This window comes from Martinezella lusitana, assembly GCF_016901135.1.
Taxonomy (GTDB): Bacteria; Pseudomonadota; Alphaproteobacteria; order Rhizobiales; family Rhizobiaceae; genus Rhizobium; species Rhizobium lusitanum_D.
Genome location: NZ_JAFEVL010000048.1, coordinates 427,595 through 443,228, shown reverse-complemented (window position 1 = coordinate 443,228; position 15,634 = coordinate 427,595). Strand labels below are relative to the sequence as shown.

Annotated in this window: 13 protein-coding genes; 10 read left to right on the top strand and 3 right to left on the bottom strand. The window is 59.9% G+C overall.

Annotated features, from left to right (window positions below; translation table 11 throughout):
- Positions 1 to 28: 28 nt before the first annotated feature.
- Both JTP94_RS22960 and JTP94_RS22955 read left to right on the top strand, forming a co-directional pair.
- Positions 29 to 856 carry a PD40 domain-containing protein gene (locus JTP94_RS22960; RefSeq protein ID WP_204852735.1) on the top strand — a complete coding sequence of 276 codons (828 nt, stop codon included), beginning with the start codon at positions 29 to 31 and terminating at the stop codon, positions 854 to 856.
- A 166-nt stretch (positions 857 to 1,022) separates the two neighbouring features.
- Positions 1,023 to 2,798, top strand: coding sequence for an ankyrin repeat domain-containing protein (locus JTP94_RS22955; protein ID WP_204852734.1), 1,776 nt, complete (start codon positions 1,023 to 1,025; stop codon positions 2,796 to 2,798).
- Here JTP94_RS22955 and JTP94_RS22950 read toward each other — a convergent pair.
- Positions 2,758 to 3,495 carry a hypothetical protein gene (locus tag JTP94_RS22950; protein ID WP_204852733.1) on the bottom strand — a complete coding sequence of 246 codons (738 nt, stop codon included), beginning with the start codon at positions 3,493 to 3,495 and terminating at the stop codon, positions 2,758 to 2,760. The genes JTP94_RS22955 and JTP94_RS22950 overlap by 41 nt on opposite strands.
- Before the next feature lie 150 nt (positions 3,496 to 3,645).
- On the bottom strand, positions 3,646 to 5,958 hold the full coding sequence (locus JTP94_RS22945; protein WP_204852732.1) for an NADP-dependent malic enzyme: 2,313 nt from the start codon (positions 5,956 to 5,958) through the stop codon (positions 3,646 to 3,648).
- Positions 5,959 to 6,179: 221 nt separating this feature from the next.
- Between JTP94_RS22945 and JTP94_RS22940 the strand changes: the two genes are divergently transcribed.
- From JTP94_RS22940 to JTP94_RS22910, 7 genes are all read left to right on the top strand, one after another.
- On the top strand, positions 6,180 to 6,935 hold the full coding sequence (locus tag JTP94_RS22940; protein WP_204852731.1) for a glycerophosphodiester phosphodiesterase family protein: 756 nt from the start codon (positions 6,180 to 6,182) through the stop codon (positions 6,933 to 6,935).
- Between the two features lie 113 nt (positions 6,936 to 7,048).
- Positions 7,049 to 7,861 (top strand): UDP-2,3-diacylglucosamine diphosphatase, encoded by an 813-nt coding sequence (locus tag JTP94_RS22935; protein WP_204852730.1) that lies wholly within the window; start codon positions 7,049 to 7,051, stop codon positions 7,859 to 7,861.
- A 167-nt stretch (positions 7,862 to 8,028) separates the two neighbouring features.
- Positions 8,029 to 9,249, top strand: coding sequence for an MFS transporter (locus tag JTP94_RS22930; RefSeq protein ID WP_204852729.1), 1,221 nt, complete (start codon positions 8,029 to 8,031; stop codon positions 9,247 to 9,249).
- Between the two features lie 152 nt (positions 9,250 to 9,401).
- Positions 9,402 to 10,562, top strand: a complete 1,161-nt coding sequence (locus JTP94_RS22925; RefSeq protein WP_204852728.1) for an ABC transporter permease — start codon at positions 9,402 to 9,404, stop codon at positions 10,560 to 10,562.
- 12 nt (positions 10,563 to 10,574) lie between these two features.
- Complete coding sequence (locus JTP94_RS22920) at positions 10,575 to 11,438, top strand: ABC transporter ATP-binding protein (protein WP_204852727.1); 864 nt, start codon at positions 10,575 to 10,577, stop codon at positions 11,436 to 11,438.
- Between the two features lie 9 nt (positions 11,439 to 11,447).
- The gene (locus JTP94_RS22915) at positions 11,448 to 12,818 is read left to right on the top strand and encodes an MlaD family protein (protein ID WP_204852726.1); all 1,371 of its coding nucleotides are present in this window, start codon (positions 11,448 to 11,450) and stop codon (positions 12,816 to 12,818) included.
- 38 nt (positions 12,819 to 12,856) lie between these two features.
- Positions 12,857 to 13,471 (top strand): ABC-type transport auxiliary lipoprotein family protein, encoded by a 615-nt coding sequence (locus JTP94_RS22910; RefSeq protein ID WP_051964402.1) that lies wholly within the window; start codon positions 12,857 to 12,859, stop codon positions 13,469 to 13,471.
- A 6-nt stretch (positions 13,472 to 13,477) separates the two neighbouring features.
- Here JTP94_RS22910 and JTP94_RS22905 read toward each other — a convergent pair whose 3' ends face one another.
- A complete protein-coding gene (locus tag JTP94_RS22905; protein ID WP_204852725.1) occupies positions 13,478 to 13,876 on the bottom strand; it encodes an SRPBCC family protein in 399 nt (132 codons plus the stop codon).
- 298 nt (positions 13,877 to 14,174) lie between these two features.
- Between JTP94_RS22905 and gndA the strand changes: the two genes are divergently transcribed.
- Positions 14,175 to 15,602 (top strand): NADP-dependent phosphogluconate dehydrogenase, encoded by a 1,428-nt coding sequence (gndA, locus tag JTP94_RS22900; RefSeq protein ID WP_034504763.1) that lies wholly within the window; start codon positions 14,175 to 14,177, stop codon positions 15,600 to 15,602.
- Positions 15,603 to 15,634 lie beyond the last annotated feature (32 nt).

Genomic DNA, 15,634 nt, shown 5'->3' with positions numbered 1-15,634 from the left:
TCGCAACGCCGGCGGTAAAGGGGAACGTATGCGCAGCTCGGTCGAGATCTACAATATCCGCACGGGTGCGAACCGGGTGGTCTTCCAGACGGACCAGCTGATCGAGGCGCCGAATTATTCGCCTGACGGCCAATATCTGCTGCTGAACGGCGACGGGCTGCTTTACCGGCTGCCGTTGGATGGCGGTGGCAAGATCGTTCGCGTCGATACCGGCTTCGCCGCGCGGTGCAATAACGATCACGGGATTTCTCCGGACGGATCGCTGATCGCGATTTCCGACAAGACGGAGCATGGCAAATCCTGCATCTATGTGCTGCCGGCCGAAGGCGGCACGCCCAGGCAAGTCACGACCAACCTGCCGTCCTATTGGCACGGCTGGTCACCCGATGGTCAGCGCTTCTCTTATTGCGGCATCCGCGACAACATCTTCGATATCTACACGATCTCGATCGACGGCGGTGAAGAGACGCGATTGACGCATGGCGAGGGCCGCAACGATGGCCCGGACTTTTCGGCCGATGGAGAGTGGATCTATTTCAACTCCAGCCGCACCGGTCTCATGCAGATCTGGCGCATTCACCCCGATGGCACGGGGCTGCAGCAGTTGACCGATGATAATTATGGCAACTGGTTTGCCCATCCGTCGCCCAGGAACGACAAGGTCGTGTTGATCTCCTACGATCCCGATGTCTTCGACCATCCGCGCGATCTGAATGTGCGGATGCGGTTGATGGACATGGATGGCGGCAATCTCACGACATTGTTCGAACTCTTCGGCGGACAGGGTTCGATCAACGTGCCGAACTGGTCGCCCAATGGCGATGAATTCGCCTATGTCCGCTACGAGCCAGCATGAGCGCTCTGGACAGGCTGCGCGCTCCGTTATAAATCTTTGGTCGTTCTCAGGGCGCATCCGATCCGCGGGAAGGGCAAGGCCCACCTGATGCATAGAACGTAAAGACTGCCACACCTCTTTTCAGTCTGTGGGCGCGGATACCGGACGTGAATGAAAGGAGGTCTTTGTGACCACGCGCTCTCTGGCTGTTAATGCCACTCTCGATTCCCTGAAAAAGCAGGCCAAGGCTTTTCTGAAAGCCGTTCATTCCGGCGACGCATCCGCGCGAAGCCGCGTCGCGCCTTACTTTGCCGATGTCACCGATATCGGGCTTCAGGACATCCAGCTTGTCCTCGCACGCGAACATGGCTTCTCGAGTTGGGCGAAACTCAAGGCGCATCTGGAAAATGCCGATCGCGGACAGCCTCCACGAGATCAGCTTGACAATCAATTCTTGTCGCTGGCAACGGTTTCCTATTTTTCACATATTGCTGCCGATCAGGCGCGCTTCGACGAGGCATTAAAATTGCTGGGAGCCAATCCCGACATTGCCGCGGATAGCATCCATATTGCTGCCGCTCTCGGTGACGCTGACGGCGTGAGGCGCTGGCTCGATCGCCAGCCTCAGCTTCTCGAGCGCAAGGGCGGCCCCCATGACTGGCCGCCCTTGCTCTATGCCGCCTATGCCCGCGTGCCCGGCCGGTCCAGCCTGGCGGTGGCAAAGGCCCTGATCGAGCGTGGCGCCGATCCCAATGCCTTCTTTCTCGACAGTGGCCAGTATCGCTTCACGGCGCTGACCGGCGTTTTCGGCGAGGGCGAAGCCGGCAAGATCCGGCAGCCGCCGCATCCAGAATGCGAGGCTTTCGCGCGTTTGCTGCTCGATGCAGGTGCTGAAGCGAATGACAGCCAGGCGCTTTATAACCGGATGTTCGAGCCCGATAATTCCTGCCTGGAGCTTCTGTTGGAATACGGGCTTTCCGCTAAAGACAGGAACAACTGGCTGGTGCGCGAGGACGGCGAGCTGGTGGCGAACTCGAAGACCGTGTTCGATTATCAGCTGGCCTGGGCTTGCGAGAAGCGCATGGGCGCGCGCGTCAGGCTGCTGGTGGAGCATGGGGCAGACGTCAACAAGGCGGTCAATGGGCGAACGCCTTACGAATGGGCGCGGCTGGGTAATGACAAGGATCTAGCGCTGTATCTCGTTCAGCAGGGAGCTATAGCCGTCCGTCTGACGCGAGAAGATTGGGTCTATATTCAGCTAACAACCGGCGATGTATCTGCCGATCAAGCGGTATTTGTCGAGCACATAAAAAGAGTTGCAGGTGATATCGACATTCCCGAGGCGATGCGGCGCGCTCATCCGGCCATGCTGCATGAGGCGGCCGGTGAAAACGCGCTCGTACCGGTCCGCCGCATGTTGGCGCTCGGCCTCGACGTCAACGCGATGACCAGCCGTACCCCGCTGCATGAAGCGGCGCTCCACGGCCATATCGACATGGCGAAGCTGCTGATCGAGCATGGTTCAGATACCACCATTCGTGACCCCTATTTCTATTCGTCGGCGATCGGCTGGGCCGAGTACAACGGCAAACCGGAGATGGTCGAGTTTCTGAAAGCCTATCCGCTCGATGTCTTTGCCGCGGCGGCCTTTGGACAAAACGAGCAGCTAGCAAACCTTCTTGATAGGCACCCGGAGCAGGCGAATATCCGCTTTGGCGATTTCCGCCCGCGTGGAGGGCCGGGCTCCGATCATGACTGGATGACACCTCTCGGCTTTGCCATCGGCAATCAGCGTGCGGAGACGGTACGCTTGCTGCTGGAGCGCGGCGCGGATCGCTCGGTCAGGGATGCCTCAGGACGATCCTATCGCGACATCGCGCAGGAAGCGGGCGATGAAATCATCATTGCCCTGTTGCGGCAGCCTATTGCGTCGGCTGCGGCCCGGCCTCTTTCGGATGCTTGAGGTCGATGCCGCCTTGGTCGGTCGCAAGGAATTGCGGCCCGACTTGGCGGACATTGTTGGCTGATGGATCGTAGGGTCGGTCCGGCGGGAATTGCTGCGGCTCGACCTGCGTCACCGCCGGAGCCTGCTTTTGCGGCAGACCGGAATTCTTCTGGGGTTTAGGCGTTTCGATTATGGTAATCGAGCTTTCCGGCTGCGCGAGGGACTGCTGCTGCGGCGCATAGGCGTCAAGCTTGGTGCGGGTATCGATGACGATATCCGGCGTGGCCGAGGCCGGCGCGCTGCAGCCGTTCCGCTGCATGGTATCCAGCAACTGCCGGCGCTGAAGGCCAGCCGCGTCGATGCGGCCGACGCTCTCTTCGCGCTGATCCGTCAAGAGGCCGAGATCGTGCCGCATTTCATCCAGCGACGTTCGCATGTCGTCGCAGACGCCTTCGTTGTTCGCGCCGATGATCACCATGCTGCTGTCTTCGACGCAGCCCTGATTGCGCAGATCGCTCATCAAGCGGCGGATCATCATGTTCTGCTGGACTATGGCGCGCGAAAGCTGGCGCGTTTCCTGGCTCGCGCCGACCACTTCAGTGGTATCGGCATAACGGCCGCGCAATTCGTCGCACAGGTTGGCCTGGGCGAAGCTCGGTGTGGCCGTCAACAGGGACAGCAGGGTGATGGAAACAAGGTTTGTGCCGCGGTTCACGATTCTGTTCTCGAAAGCGGTTTGATTTCGTTGGAAGCTACACGTTGGAGCTTAACAACGTATCCATCAAAACACACGGATTTCGAGAGGATTTTAGCGAATTGTGATTTGCGGCCACCGTGCTCGGGCGGCCGCAAAAAAAATGCTTCGTCAGGCCAGTTGCGATGCTTCGACCACGGCCAGAGCCGCCATGTTGACGACGCCGCGTGAGGTAACCGAAGGCGAGAGAATATGAGCGGGAAGGGCCGTGCCTAGCAGGATCGGCCCGACATGCAACCCGTCGGTCATGGTCTTGACCACGCCAAGCGTGATGTTGGCGGCATCAAGATTGGGGAAGACGAGCAGGTTCGCTTCGCCGGAAAGCGTGCTGTCCGGCATGACGTGACGGCGCAGGCTTTCGGAAATGGCGCTATCGCCGTGCATCTCGCCATCGACTTCCAGCTCCGGCGCGGCTTCGCGAACGAGAGCCAAGGCATTGCGCATCTTGGTGGCGCTTTCCGATTCCCGCGAGCCGAAGTTGGAATGCGAGACGAGGGCGGCACGCGGCGTGATGCCGAAGCGCTTGATTTCCTCCGCCGCCAGCACCGTCGACTCCGCGATTTCCTGGGCGCCTGGATTAAACGCCACGTAGGTATCGGTGTAGAAGGTAGCGCCGCGCTGCGAGATGAGCAGGCTCAGCGCCGAAAAGTCCCGAACATCTGGGCGCTTGCCGATGATCTGGCGGACGATGCGCAGGTGGCGCTCATAGCGGCCTTCGAGGCCGCAGATCAGCGCATCGGCTTCACCACGCTTCAGGGCAAGCGCGCCGATAACCGTCGTGTTGGTGCGCACGATCGTCCGGGCAGCTTCGGGAATGACGCCGCTGCGGCCGACGAGCGAAAAATAGAGCTCGACGTACTCGCGGAAGCGCGGATCGTCGTCCGGATTGATGACGGCGAAATCGGTATGCGGCCGGATCTTGAGGCCGTAGCGCTTCAGGCGGGTCTCGATGACGGAGGGACGGCCGATGAGGATCGGCACTGCGGTGCCTTCTTCGAGCAGGACCTGAGCGGCGCGCAGCACGCGCTCGTCCTCGCCTTCGGAGAAGACGACGCGCTTGCGCTCGGCAATCTTCGCAGCGGCGAAGATCGGCTTCATGATGAAGCCGGAGCGGAAGACGAAGCGGTTGAGCTCGTCCATGTAGGCATCGAAATCGGCGATGGGGCGCAGCGCCACACCGCTTTCGGCGGCGGCTTTCGCCACGGCCGGAGCGATGCGCAGGATCAGGCGCGGATCGAAGGGCGAGGGGATCAGATAATTCGGGCCGAAGACCGGGGTCTCGCCGGTATAGGCGCGGGCGGCAACGTCGGACGGCTCTTCGCGGGCGAGCGAGGCGATGGCGCGCACGGCGGCCATCTTCATTTCCTCGTTGATCGTCTTGGCGCCGCAGTCGAGCGCGCCACGGAAGATATAGGGGAAGCAGAGAACGTTGTTCACCTGGTTCGGGAAATCCGAACGGCCGGTGCAGATCATCGCATCGGGACGGGCGGCGCGGGCGAGGTCAGGCATGATTTCCGGCGTCGGGTTGGCCAGCGCCATGATCAGCGGCTTCTCCGCCATTTTTTCCAGCAGCTCGGGCTTCAGCACGCCCGCGGCAGAAAGGCCGAGGAAGACGTCGGCGCCGGGGATCGACTCGGCAAGCTCGCGCTTGTCGCTATCCTGGGCGTAGACGGACTTCCATTCGTCCATCAGCACGTTGCGGTCTTTGTAGACAAGGCCCTCGATGTCGTGGACCCAGATGTTTTCGCGCTTGGCGCCGAGGATGACGAGCAGGTTGAGGCAGGCAAGCGCCGCGGCACCGGCGCCGGAGGCGACGATCTTGACGTCCTCGATCTTCTTGCCGGCCAGTTCCAGTCCGTTGAGGATGGCGGCGGCGACGATGATGGCGGTGCCGTGCTGATCGTCATGGAAAACCGGGATTTCCATCTTTTCGCGCAGGCGCCGTTCGACGTCGAAGCATTCCGGCGCCTTGATGTCTTCCAGATTGATGCCACCGAAGGTCGGCTCCAGTGCGGAAATCGTGTTGACCATCTCGTCGACGGTCGGCGCTGCCACTTCGATGTCGAACACGTCGATGCCGGCGAATTTCTTGAACAGAACCGCCTTGCCTTCCATCACGGGCTTGGAAGCGAGCGGGCCGATATTGCCGAGGCCGAGGACGGCCGAACCGTTGGAAATCACGGCAACGAGATTGGCGCGGGACGTGTAGTACGCTGCCGTCTCGGGATTGTCGCGGATGGCGAGGCAGGGTGCGGCAACACCCGGAGAATAGGCCAGCGCCAGATCGCGCTGGTTGCCGAGCGGCTTGGTGGCCTGGATTTCAAGCTTGCCGGGGCGGGGATAACGATGAAAGTAGAGAGCCTGTTCGTCGAGATCGCCACTCGCCATGTTCTTGGCTGCCTTCGATGTATCGTGCGTATCCACCACACTTCTCCATTCCTGCCTATGCTTTGAGTCCCCTGAATACATCAATCGCTTCGCGTTCACAGTATGCAATTGACGTCGCCGACCGCTTTTTTGTCGTCGCGGATTCGCCGGTGTTCGTCTTTGCGCTGGTGAGGACCATGCTTCCCCGCTCGGCCGCTCGAACAGTCATAAGGGGTTCATCGCGTGGGCCTAAGAGGACGGCAGACGGAGGATCCTCCATGACATTGATCGCTTCTCATCGCGGCGGCGCACATCTATGGCCAGAGAATACCAGGCTTGCCTTTTCAAGGACGGCCAAGCTTGATGTCGATCTCGTTGAATTCGACGTTCACCAGACGCGGGACGGCAAGCTGGTTGTGCATCACGATGCCCTGATCGACCGGATGACCGACGGCAAAGGGGCTATCGTCGATTTCAGCCATGAAGAGCTGATGCGTCATGTCGTGATCGGCAGCGACGGCGAGACCATTCCGACCCTTGCCGAGACCATCGATATCTTCGGCCCGTCCCCGGTCGATCTCCGACTGGAGATCAAGACCAAAGCAGACGGGAAACCATATGAGGGGATGGAGGCCCGCATCGTCGATGAGTTGACGGCGACCGGCATGCTGTCACGGACGATGATCACCAGTTTCGCCCTGCCGCGTCTCGAAGCTTTTGGTACAGCGCTTGGCGTGCGTGGTTTGAATGTCGGCGATCTGCTCGGCTTCATCTTTCTTTGCTCGCCGCAAATGACTGCGCAGCTTGGCTGGAACGGGATCATCGCTGCGCTCCGTACCAGCGGCGTGCGCGAGATAGCGGTGCGTGCCGACGCCCTGGATGCGGGGGTCATGGATCTCTTTCGGAGGAGCGGTGTGACGGTACACGGCTGGGCGGCGCATACGAGCGAAGCGGCAAGAGCGATGTTTCGCCTTGGTGTCGCCAGTTTTACAACCGATCGCCCCGATCTCGCCATTGCGGCCAAACGCGGCTGATGCGGCCTGATAAGCCGCGAGGCACAGGGTTTGTCATCTTCCTGAAACACGAGTCTGTTTTTGGAATAGCCAAAGTAGGATAGGGCACGGACATTTGGTTCGTGAATGAAAACATGGACACCCGGCGATTCCGTACACTGTTCATTTCTGACGTGCACCTCGGTTCGAAGGCCGCCAAGGCGGACTTCCTTCTCGATTTTCTGCGCCATCACGATGCCGACACCATCTTCCTTGTCGGCGACATCATCGATGGGTGGCGTCTCAAGCGAAACTGGTACTGGCCGCAGGATTGCAATGATGTGGTGCAGAAGCTTCTGCGCAAGGCGCGCAAAGGCACGCGCATCGTCTATATCCCCGGCAATCACGATGAATTCCTGCGCGATTTCCCCGGCACGCATTTTGGTGGCATCGAGGTGGCGCAACGCGCCATGCATGAAACCGCCGACGGGAAGAAATATCTCGTTCTTCATGGCGATGAATTCGATGTCGTCGTTCGCAACGCCCGCCTGCTCGCCTATCTCGGCGATTGGGCCTACGACATGGCCATTCTGATCAATATCGGCCTTGCCGCTGTGCGTCGTCGCCTGAATATGCCCTATTGGTCGTTCTCGGCCTGGGCAAAGCTGCAGGTGAAGCATGCCGTCAACTTCATCGGCGAGTTCCAGCGTGTCGTCGCCGAGGAAGCCAAGCGCAACGATGCCGATGGCGTGATCTGCGGCCATATCCATCATGCCGTCATCGAGGATCTCGACGGCATCCGCTATATCAATACCGGTGACTGGGTGGAAAGCTGCACGGCGATCGCCGAGCACGATGACGGCACTTTCGAGCTGCTCACCTGGCGGTCGATCCTCGAGACGGAGCCGGCTGGCATATCTGTCGAAGAGTTGCCGAAGGCACTCGGCGTCGGCGCCCAGGCAGCCTAATTTTAGCGCCGCTTCACGGATGCAATAAGAGGCTGTCATAATTATTGATCGTTATGACGCGCTTGTAATTCGGGTTTTTTCCGAAACGTTACGATTTGGCTATTTCTCGCCATAGTCGTACTCTCGATAGCGTGATAGGGACAAATTCAGTTCCCTTCAGGTCTGTCATGATTCCCGCGATAAAATCCTTGCAGGGCGAGGGCGCGCCTTCGTATTTCCGTCTGCGCACCGCCTTGTCCTACTGCGCTCCGTTGTTCGTCAACGGGATCGCTTTGCCGTTTTTCCCCGTCTGGCTGGCGGGATTGAATTTCAGCGACCACGAGATCGGTCTCGTGATCGCCGTGCCGATGGTCGTGCGCGTTCTGGTCACGCCCGTCATCGCGGTGTTTGCCGATCACATGAAAGAACGCGCCGATGTGCTGTTGTGGTCCGGTGGACTGTCATTGCTGACGGCGATCGCGCTTTGTTGGACGAGCGAATTCTGGCCGGTGCTGCTCGTTTACGGTGTCCAGGGCGCGACCTACGCGCCCTATGTGCCGGTGGTCGAATCGATCGCTATGTCGGGGGTGCGCCGCTGGGGGTTCGACTATGGCTCCATGCGTGTCTGGGGGTCGATCATCTTCATCGTTTCGACCCTTCTCGGCGGCCAGATGATCGGGATGTGGGGAGGCACCATGGTACTGCCCGTCATGGTCGCTGGTTTCGTGCTGACCATGCTCACGGCGCTGATCACGCCGCGCATCGGGCCGACGCGCCGTCGTAACCAGCCGATCAACCTGCAGTCGCCGACCGGAAGTTCGCTGCGCTCTCCGCAATTGCTGATCACGATGATCGGGGTATCGGTGCAGCAGTCGAGCCACGCGATGCTTTACACATTCGCGTCGATCTATTGGCGCAAGCTCGGCTTTTCCGGAACCGAGATCGCCGTTCTCTGGAGCATCGGCGTGGCGGCGGAGGTGATGGTATTCTTCCTCTCGAGACTGCTAAATCGCCGTTTCAGTGCATGGACGCTAATTTTCTTCGGCTCGACCATGTGCGTGCTGCGCTGGATCCTGTTCCCCATCAATCTCGGTTTCCTCGGCTACTTTCTGCTGCAGTGCTTCCATTCCTGCACCTATGCCTGCGTGCACACCGGCGTCCAGCGCCGCATCGTCGGATCCGTTCAAGAAACGCAGGAGGCCTCCGCCCAGGGCGCGTATTATTTCTACAACGGCATGTTCCTCGGCCTGATGACCCTCGCATCCGGCTATCTCTATGCCTGGCTCGACCTTTCCAGCTACTATGTGATGGCAGGGGTGGCTGCGTTCGGCCTCGGTATGGTCATCTTCGCGCGCAACCTCCAGCCCAGAGGCTCGGCAATCGGCGGGGGCGCACACGGCGTCTCATAACGCGGATGCAACAAATTCATTTGGATATCAAAATGCCGTGACATATGTTGGCCGCGGCGCAGCATAGCAATTTCCCGTGCAGTCGGTGTATTAAACATCGCGTCGTGCGGGCCCCGCGAGTCGACGTTGGTGATGCCAGATCTGAAAGATGCATGAGTTTGAAAGCAGCCGAACAGAAATCCGATGCACCGAGGATTGATGACGAGCCCGATGGCAACGGGCATCGCTATCGGCTCGAAGGCAATTGGCGTAGCGCCCATGTGCACGGCGTGCTGCGGCAGATCGAGCAGCTTTCGAAACGGAGCGCCGGCGGCGAAGTCGTCATCGATCTTTCCGATCTCTCCGATGTGGATACCGCCGGCGCGCTGCTGATCCGGCGATTGAAGGTGAGCCAGGAGGCGCACGGCGCCACCGTGACAATCGACGGCTCCAATCCTCATATCGACGAATTGCTGACCGCTTTCGACGAGGATCCGGCCGCGGAAAGCGGGGGGGCGAAGCCGAAGATATCCTGGCCTGAGCGGCTCTTCGCGCCGATCGGCAAAAATGCGTACGAGGTATGGGGCAATGTCATTGCTGCCATGTACATATTGGGCTCGGCGGTGCGCGGCGCGCAGCTCAAGTTCGGACGCGGTAGCGGCGTCTCGCCCGCTTCGATCATCAATCAGATCGACCACATGGGCGTTAGGGCCGTTCCAATCATTCTGCTGATGTCCTACCTGATCGGCGCGATCATCGCGCAGCAGGGCGCATTCCAGCTGCGTTATTTCGGCGCCGAAGTCTTTGTCGTCGATCTCGTCGGCATCCTTCAATTGCGCGAAATCGGCGTGCTTCTGACGGCAATCATGATCGCCGGCCGCTCCGGCAGCGCGATCACCGCCGAGATCGGCTCCATGAAGATGCGCGAGGAAGTCGACGCGCTGAAGGTCATGGGCCTGAACCCGATCGGCGTGTTGATCTTCCCGCGGCTGGTGGCGCTGACCGTTGCTCTGCCTTTGCTGACGATCCTTGCCAACTTCGCGTCGCTGTTTGGCGCGGCGACGGTGACCTGGGCCTATTCCGGCATTACCTTCGCCACCTTCATTTCTCGTCTGCATGAGGCGATCAGCCTTTCCACGGTCATTTCGGGCATGATCAAGGCACCGTTCATGGCGTTGGTTATCGGCATCGTTGCCGCGGTCGAGGGATTGAAGGTCGGCGGCAGTGCCGAGTCGCTGGGTCAGCATGTGACTTCGTCGGTCGTGAAGTCGATTTTCGTCGTGATCCTGATGGACGGGCTTTTTGCCATGTTCTATGCAGCGATCGACTTCTGAGGGATGACGACGATGAGCGCGCTTCACTCGGAAATCCCGTTGGAAAGAGATGAGCACGGCAGGGATATCGTGCTGTCGGCGCGGGATGTCACCGTCGCTTTCGGATCGAAAGTTGTGCTCGATAAATTGAACCTCAATATCTATCGCGGCGAAATCCTTGGTTTCGTCGGCGCTTCCGGCGCGGGCAAGTCTGTGCTGCTGCGCACGGTACTGCGGCTGCTGCCGCGCCGCTCGGGCAAGATCGAGATCCTCGGCGAAGACTATGACACGCTCACCGAGCCAGAGCGCAATCAGCTCGACATGCGCCTCGGCGTCCTCTTCCAGCAAGGCGCGCTGTTCTCCTCGCTGACGGTCAAGGAAAATATTCAGGTGCCGATGCGGGAATATCTGGACCTGCCGCAACAGATGATGGACGAGCTCGCGCTGATGAAAATCCGCATGGTGGGTCTCGCTGCCGATGCCGCCGACAAATATCCTTCCGAGCTTTCCGGCGGCATGATCAAGCGCGCAGCACTTGCCAGAGCCCTGGCGCTCGATCCTGACCTGGTCTTCCTCGATGAACCGACGTCCGGCCTCGATCCGATCGGTGCGGCGGAGTTCGACGAGCTGATCGCCAGGCTACGCGACACGCTCGGCCTGACCGTCTATATGGTGACTCACGACCTCGACAGCCTGTTTTCCGTCTGCGACCGTATTGCTGTTCTTGGACAGAAGCGGGTATTGGTGGAAGGCACAGTTAAGGACATGCTCGCCTGCGATGACCCTTGGGTGCAAGCCTATTTCAGGGGCAAGCGCGCACGTTCGATCGTGCCGCGGGAAGACATCAGGGAGCACAATGACGACAACGGCGCAGGCGCCCACAGCCGCGAGAAGTGACTGGAGACAATGGAAACCAAAGCCAATTATACGATCGTCGGGTTCTTCACGCTGCTCGTTATCGCGGCCGCTTTCGGCTTCGTCTACTGGATGGCGGAATATGGCCGCGGCGGTCCGATGGTCGAACTCGTGGTGCGCATCCCCGGTTCCGCGAACGGTTTGAGCGTCGGTTCACCGGTTCGCTTCAACGGCATTCAGGTCGGCTCGGTGCAGGGCCTTTCGATCGATGCCGACGACCCGAACTATTCGCTGGCATTCACGCAGGTGCGCGCCGATGCGCCGGTCTATACCTCCACCAAGGCCATTCTTGAAATCCAGGGCCTGACGGGCGCTGCCTATATCGAGCTCTCCGGCGGCCGCAACGGCGACGAGAATATCCTGAAACGTTCGATCGATACCGGCAAACGCGCCGTGCTGCTTGCCGATCAGTCGAGCGTCACGAACCTGTTGACCACGGCGGACAAGATCCTCAACCGCGCCAATGATACGATCGGCGACATCCAGGGCTTTGTCTCGGATTCGCGCGGGCCGCTGACCGATACGGTGCGCAACGCGCAGAAATTCTCCAAGGCGATCGCCGACAATTCTGACAATATCGACAAGTTCCTGGCGAGCGTCGGACAGCTTGGCGATACGTTCAAGACAGTTTCGACGAAAATTGACTCGACGCTCGACGCAGTCGAGAAGCTGGTGCGTGCCGTTGATGCACAGAAGGTCAACGACGTCATCGCCAATGCCGACAGGATCACCGCCAATGTGGCTGATGCCACGACCGATCTGAAGGCGACCATCGCAAGCTTCAAGCAGACGGCCGACACCTATACTACCTTCGGACAGAAGGCGCAGCAGACGCTGGATCGTGTCGACGCGATCGTCGCACAGATCGATCCGGCGAAGATCAAGGGATCGGTGGATGACATTGCCGACGTGACGAAGCAGGCTCGGACCGCTGTCGCCTCTATTCGCGATGTGGCCAATACTGTTGCGGCGCATCAGCAGGATATCGACCAGACGATCGCCAATGCGCGGGACATTTCCACCAAGCTGAACTCGGCGTCCGGCAAGGTCGACGGTATTCTCACGAAGGTCGATTCCCTGCTCGGCAACGACAGCACGCAATCGCTGTTCGCCGAAGCCAAGGATACGCTCGAATCCTTCAAGAAGATGGCTGACAATCTCAATTCCCGCATCGGCCCGATCGCCGATAATCTGCAGAAGTTTTCGAGTGGCGGCCTGCGCGATGCCCAAACTCTGATCAATGACATGCGGGGCACGGTTGACAATCTGAACACGACAATCACAAATTTCGACCGCAATCCGCAGCGATTGATCTTCGGTGGCGATACGGTCAAGACATATGACGGCCGCGCGCGGCATTGATGAATAGCGATATCTGGGCTCCAGGGGATAAGCGGAATATGGTCGGTTGCGTGTCGAGTGAGCGTCATCAGGTGTGGAAAGCTGTGATCGCATTGCCATTGCTAGGAGCCTTGCTGGCGGGCTGCGGAAGCTCCTCCAACAACGACACCTACGATCTTTCCGCGTCGGTGAAGGCGAACGGACCTTCGGTCAAGAACCGACAGATCCTCATCCCGCCGCCGACCGCGCTACAGGCGCTGGACAGCAACCAGATCGTCATCCGCGTTTCATCTTCGGAAATCCAGTATCTCGGCAAGTCGCAATGGAGCGACAAGCTGAGCAGGATGGTACAGTCGAAGCTGGTCGAGGCTTTCGAGAATACCGGCAAGCTCGGTGGCGTTGGCGTGCCGGGGCAGGGCCTGGCGATCGATTATCAAGTCGTCACCGACATCCGTTCCTTCGAGATCAATACCGTAGGCGGCCAGAAAACCGCGACGGTCGAAATCTCGGAAAAGATTCTGAACGACCGCACGGGTACGGTAAAGGCACAGAATATCTTCCGGAAGGTCGTGCCTGTCAGCGGCGGCAGCAATCCTGATTTCGTGCGGGCGCTGGACGCCGCGTTTGCCGGCGTGACCAGCGAGCTTGTCGATTGGACGTTGCGCTCGCTTTAAGTGCCATTATCGCTCCATCAGTTCTTTGAGGGTCCCGAGATCTCTCAGCACATGCGCGGCATCAGCTGCGAACTGCTCTTCGGTCATACCGGGGAGCTGAAGCAAGGTGAACATGACCTCGCAGCCGTCGCCATTCGGCACGATCCGCAGCGCGTTGTGAACTTGCAGGCCGGATTCCAAGGTCACCCTGTGGTCGATGACGCCGAAGTCGTTGCGGGCGGCGAAGCGTATGCGGGCAGTGCCAAGAATGCCCTCGGCGATCCAGTCCTCTCCATCCTGCTTCAGTCCCGATGCCAGGCCAGAAGCCCATAGCGGCATGTTTTCCGGACGGCTGGCAAAACCGTAGACCTCCTTCCAGTGACGATGGATGGAGATATGCACGATCTTCGCGATCATGGTCGACATAGTGGTCTCCTCCTCTATATTTTCTCTCGGCGGACTGGCGATCGGCTGCGGGCTCGCGCGCCTGGGAAATGGATGGGCCGCGATTCCCGCAACATTTTTGCACAGTCCTGCAAAGCGGGCGATTCGGGGCTGTCGAAGGCTTGCCGTTTCACGCTCGGAATGCAACAACAACGCCCAACGCAGGGCCGTCGCAACTCGCATCGATTGACGGAGGCATTGCGTCCTATCGGATGTTGCCGCGTCCTCTGCGCCACCAGCGCGGCGCCGGATGTGGTCAACGACTCATTGGAGGATTGTCGTGGAAAAGGCAGAAATCGGGCTGATCGGTCTTGCTGTGATGGGATCGAATCTGGCGCTCAACATTGCCGAAAAAGGCAACAAGATCGCGGTGTTCAACCGGACGCCGCAAGTGACGGACGAATTCTATGCGAATGCGGGCGCGCTTAAGGACAAGATCATTCCTTGCAAGACGATCGAGGAGTTCGTCGAGGCGATCCGTCCGCCGCGGCCGATCATCATCATGATCAAGGCCGGCGAGCCGGTGGATCAGCAGATGGCGGCGCTTCAGCCCTATCTCGACAAGGGCGACATCATGATCGATGCCGGCAACGCCAATTTCCGCGATACCATCGCCCGCTTCGACCGCCTGAAGGACACCGGCCTGACATTCATCGGCATGGGCGTGTCCGGCGGTGAGGAAGGCGCGCGCCACGGCCCGTCCATCATGGTCGGCGGCACCGAGGATTCCTACAAGCGCGTCGAGAAAGTCCTGACCTCGATCGCTGCCAAATACAACGAAGATCCCTGCGTTGCCTGGCTCGGCAATGACGGCGCCGGTCATTTCGTCAAGACCATCCACAACGGCATCGAATACGCCGACATGCAGATGATCGCCGAAATCTACGGTATCCTGCGCGATGGCCTCGGCAAGAGCGCCGCCGAGATCAGCGGTATCTTCGGCGACTGGAACAAGGGTCGCCTCAACTCCTATTTGATCGAGATCACCGAAAAGGTTCTGGCTGCCAAGGACCCGGCGACCGGTAGCGCCATGCCCGACGTCATCCTCGACAAGGCCGGCCAGAAGGGCACCGGCAAGTGGTCTGCGATCGAAGCGCAGAACATGGGCATTCCGGCGACCGCCATCGAAGCCGCCGTCGCTGCCCGCAGCCTGTCGGCGATCAAGACCCAGCGCGAAGCTGCTGAAAAGATCTTCGGCACGCCGGACTACAAGTTCCCGATCGCCTTCGGCCCCGACCTGCTGAAGGATCTCGAGCTTGCGCTGTTTGCCGCCAAGATCGGCGCCTATGCGCAGGGATTTGCCGTCATGGCCGAAGCATCGAAGGAGTTCAACTGGTCTCTGCCGATGCCCGTCATCGCCAAGATCTGGCGTGCCGGCTGCATCATCCGTTCGCAGTTCCTCGACGAGATCACCAGCGCCTTCACCAAAAACCCGGATGCGGCGAACCTGATCGTGACCCCTGCCTTCGCTGATATGGTCAAGGAATCGATCCCGTCGCTTCGGCGCATCGTTTCTGCCGCCACGGCATCCGGCCTGCCGGTTCCGGCGCTCGCTTCGGCGCTCACCTATTTCGACGCCTATCGCCAGGCTCGCGGCACTGCCAACCTGATCCAGGCCCAGCGCGACTTCTTCGGCGCCCACGGCTTCGACCGCGTCGATGGCAAGGATATCCATCACGGCCCATGGGGCAGTGGCGCAAACGGCTGAGTGAGCTGCAGAATCCAATCTGAAAAGGCCCG

Coding starts and splice junctions, on each gene's coding strand:
- JTP94_RS22960 (WP_204852735.1), top strand. CDS start 29: ATGCGCAGCTCGGTCGAGATCTACAATATCCGCACGGGTGCGAACCGG.
- JTP94_RS22940 (WP_204852731.1), top strand. CDS start 6,180: ATGACATTGATCGCTTCTCATCGCGGCGGCGCACATCTATGGCCAGAG.
- JTP94_RS22935 (WP_204852730.1), top strand. CDS start 7,049: ATGGACACCCGGCGATTCCGTACACTGTTCATTTCTGACGTGCACCTC.
- JTP94_RS22930 (WP_204852729.1), top strand. CDS start 8,029: ATGATTCCCGCGATAAAATCCTTGCAGGGCGAGGGCGCGCCTTCGTAT.
- JTP94_RS22925 (WP_204852728.1), top strand. CDS start 9,402: ATGAGTTTGAAAGCAGCCGAACAGAAATCCGATGCACCGAGGATTGAT.
- JTP94_RS22920 (WP_204852727.1), top strand. CDS start 10,575: ATGAGCGCGCTTCACTCGGAAATCCCGTTGGAAAGAGATGAGCACGGC.
- JTP94_RS22915 (WP_204852726.1), top strand. CDS start 11,448: ATGGAAACCAAAGCCAATTATACGATCGTCGGGTTCTTCACGCTGCTC.
- JTP94_RS22910 (WP_051964402.1), top strand. CDS start 12,857: ATGGTCGGTTGCGTGTCGAGTGAGCGTCATCAGGTGTGGAAAGCTGTG.
- JTP94_RS22905 (WP_204852725.1), bottom strand. CDS start 13,876: ATGTCGACCATGATCGCGAAGATCGTGCATATCTCCATCCATCGTCAC.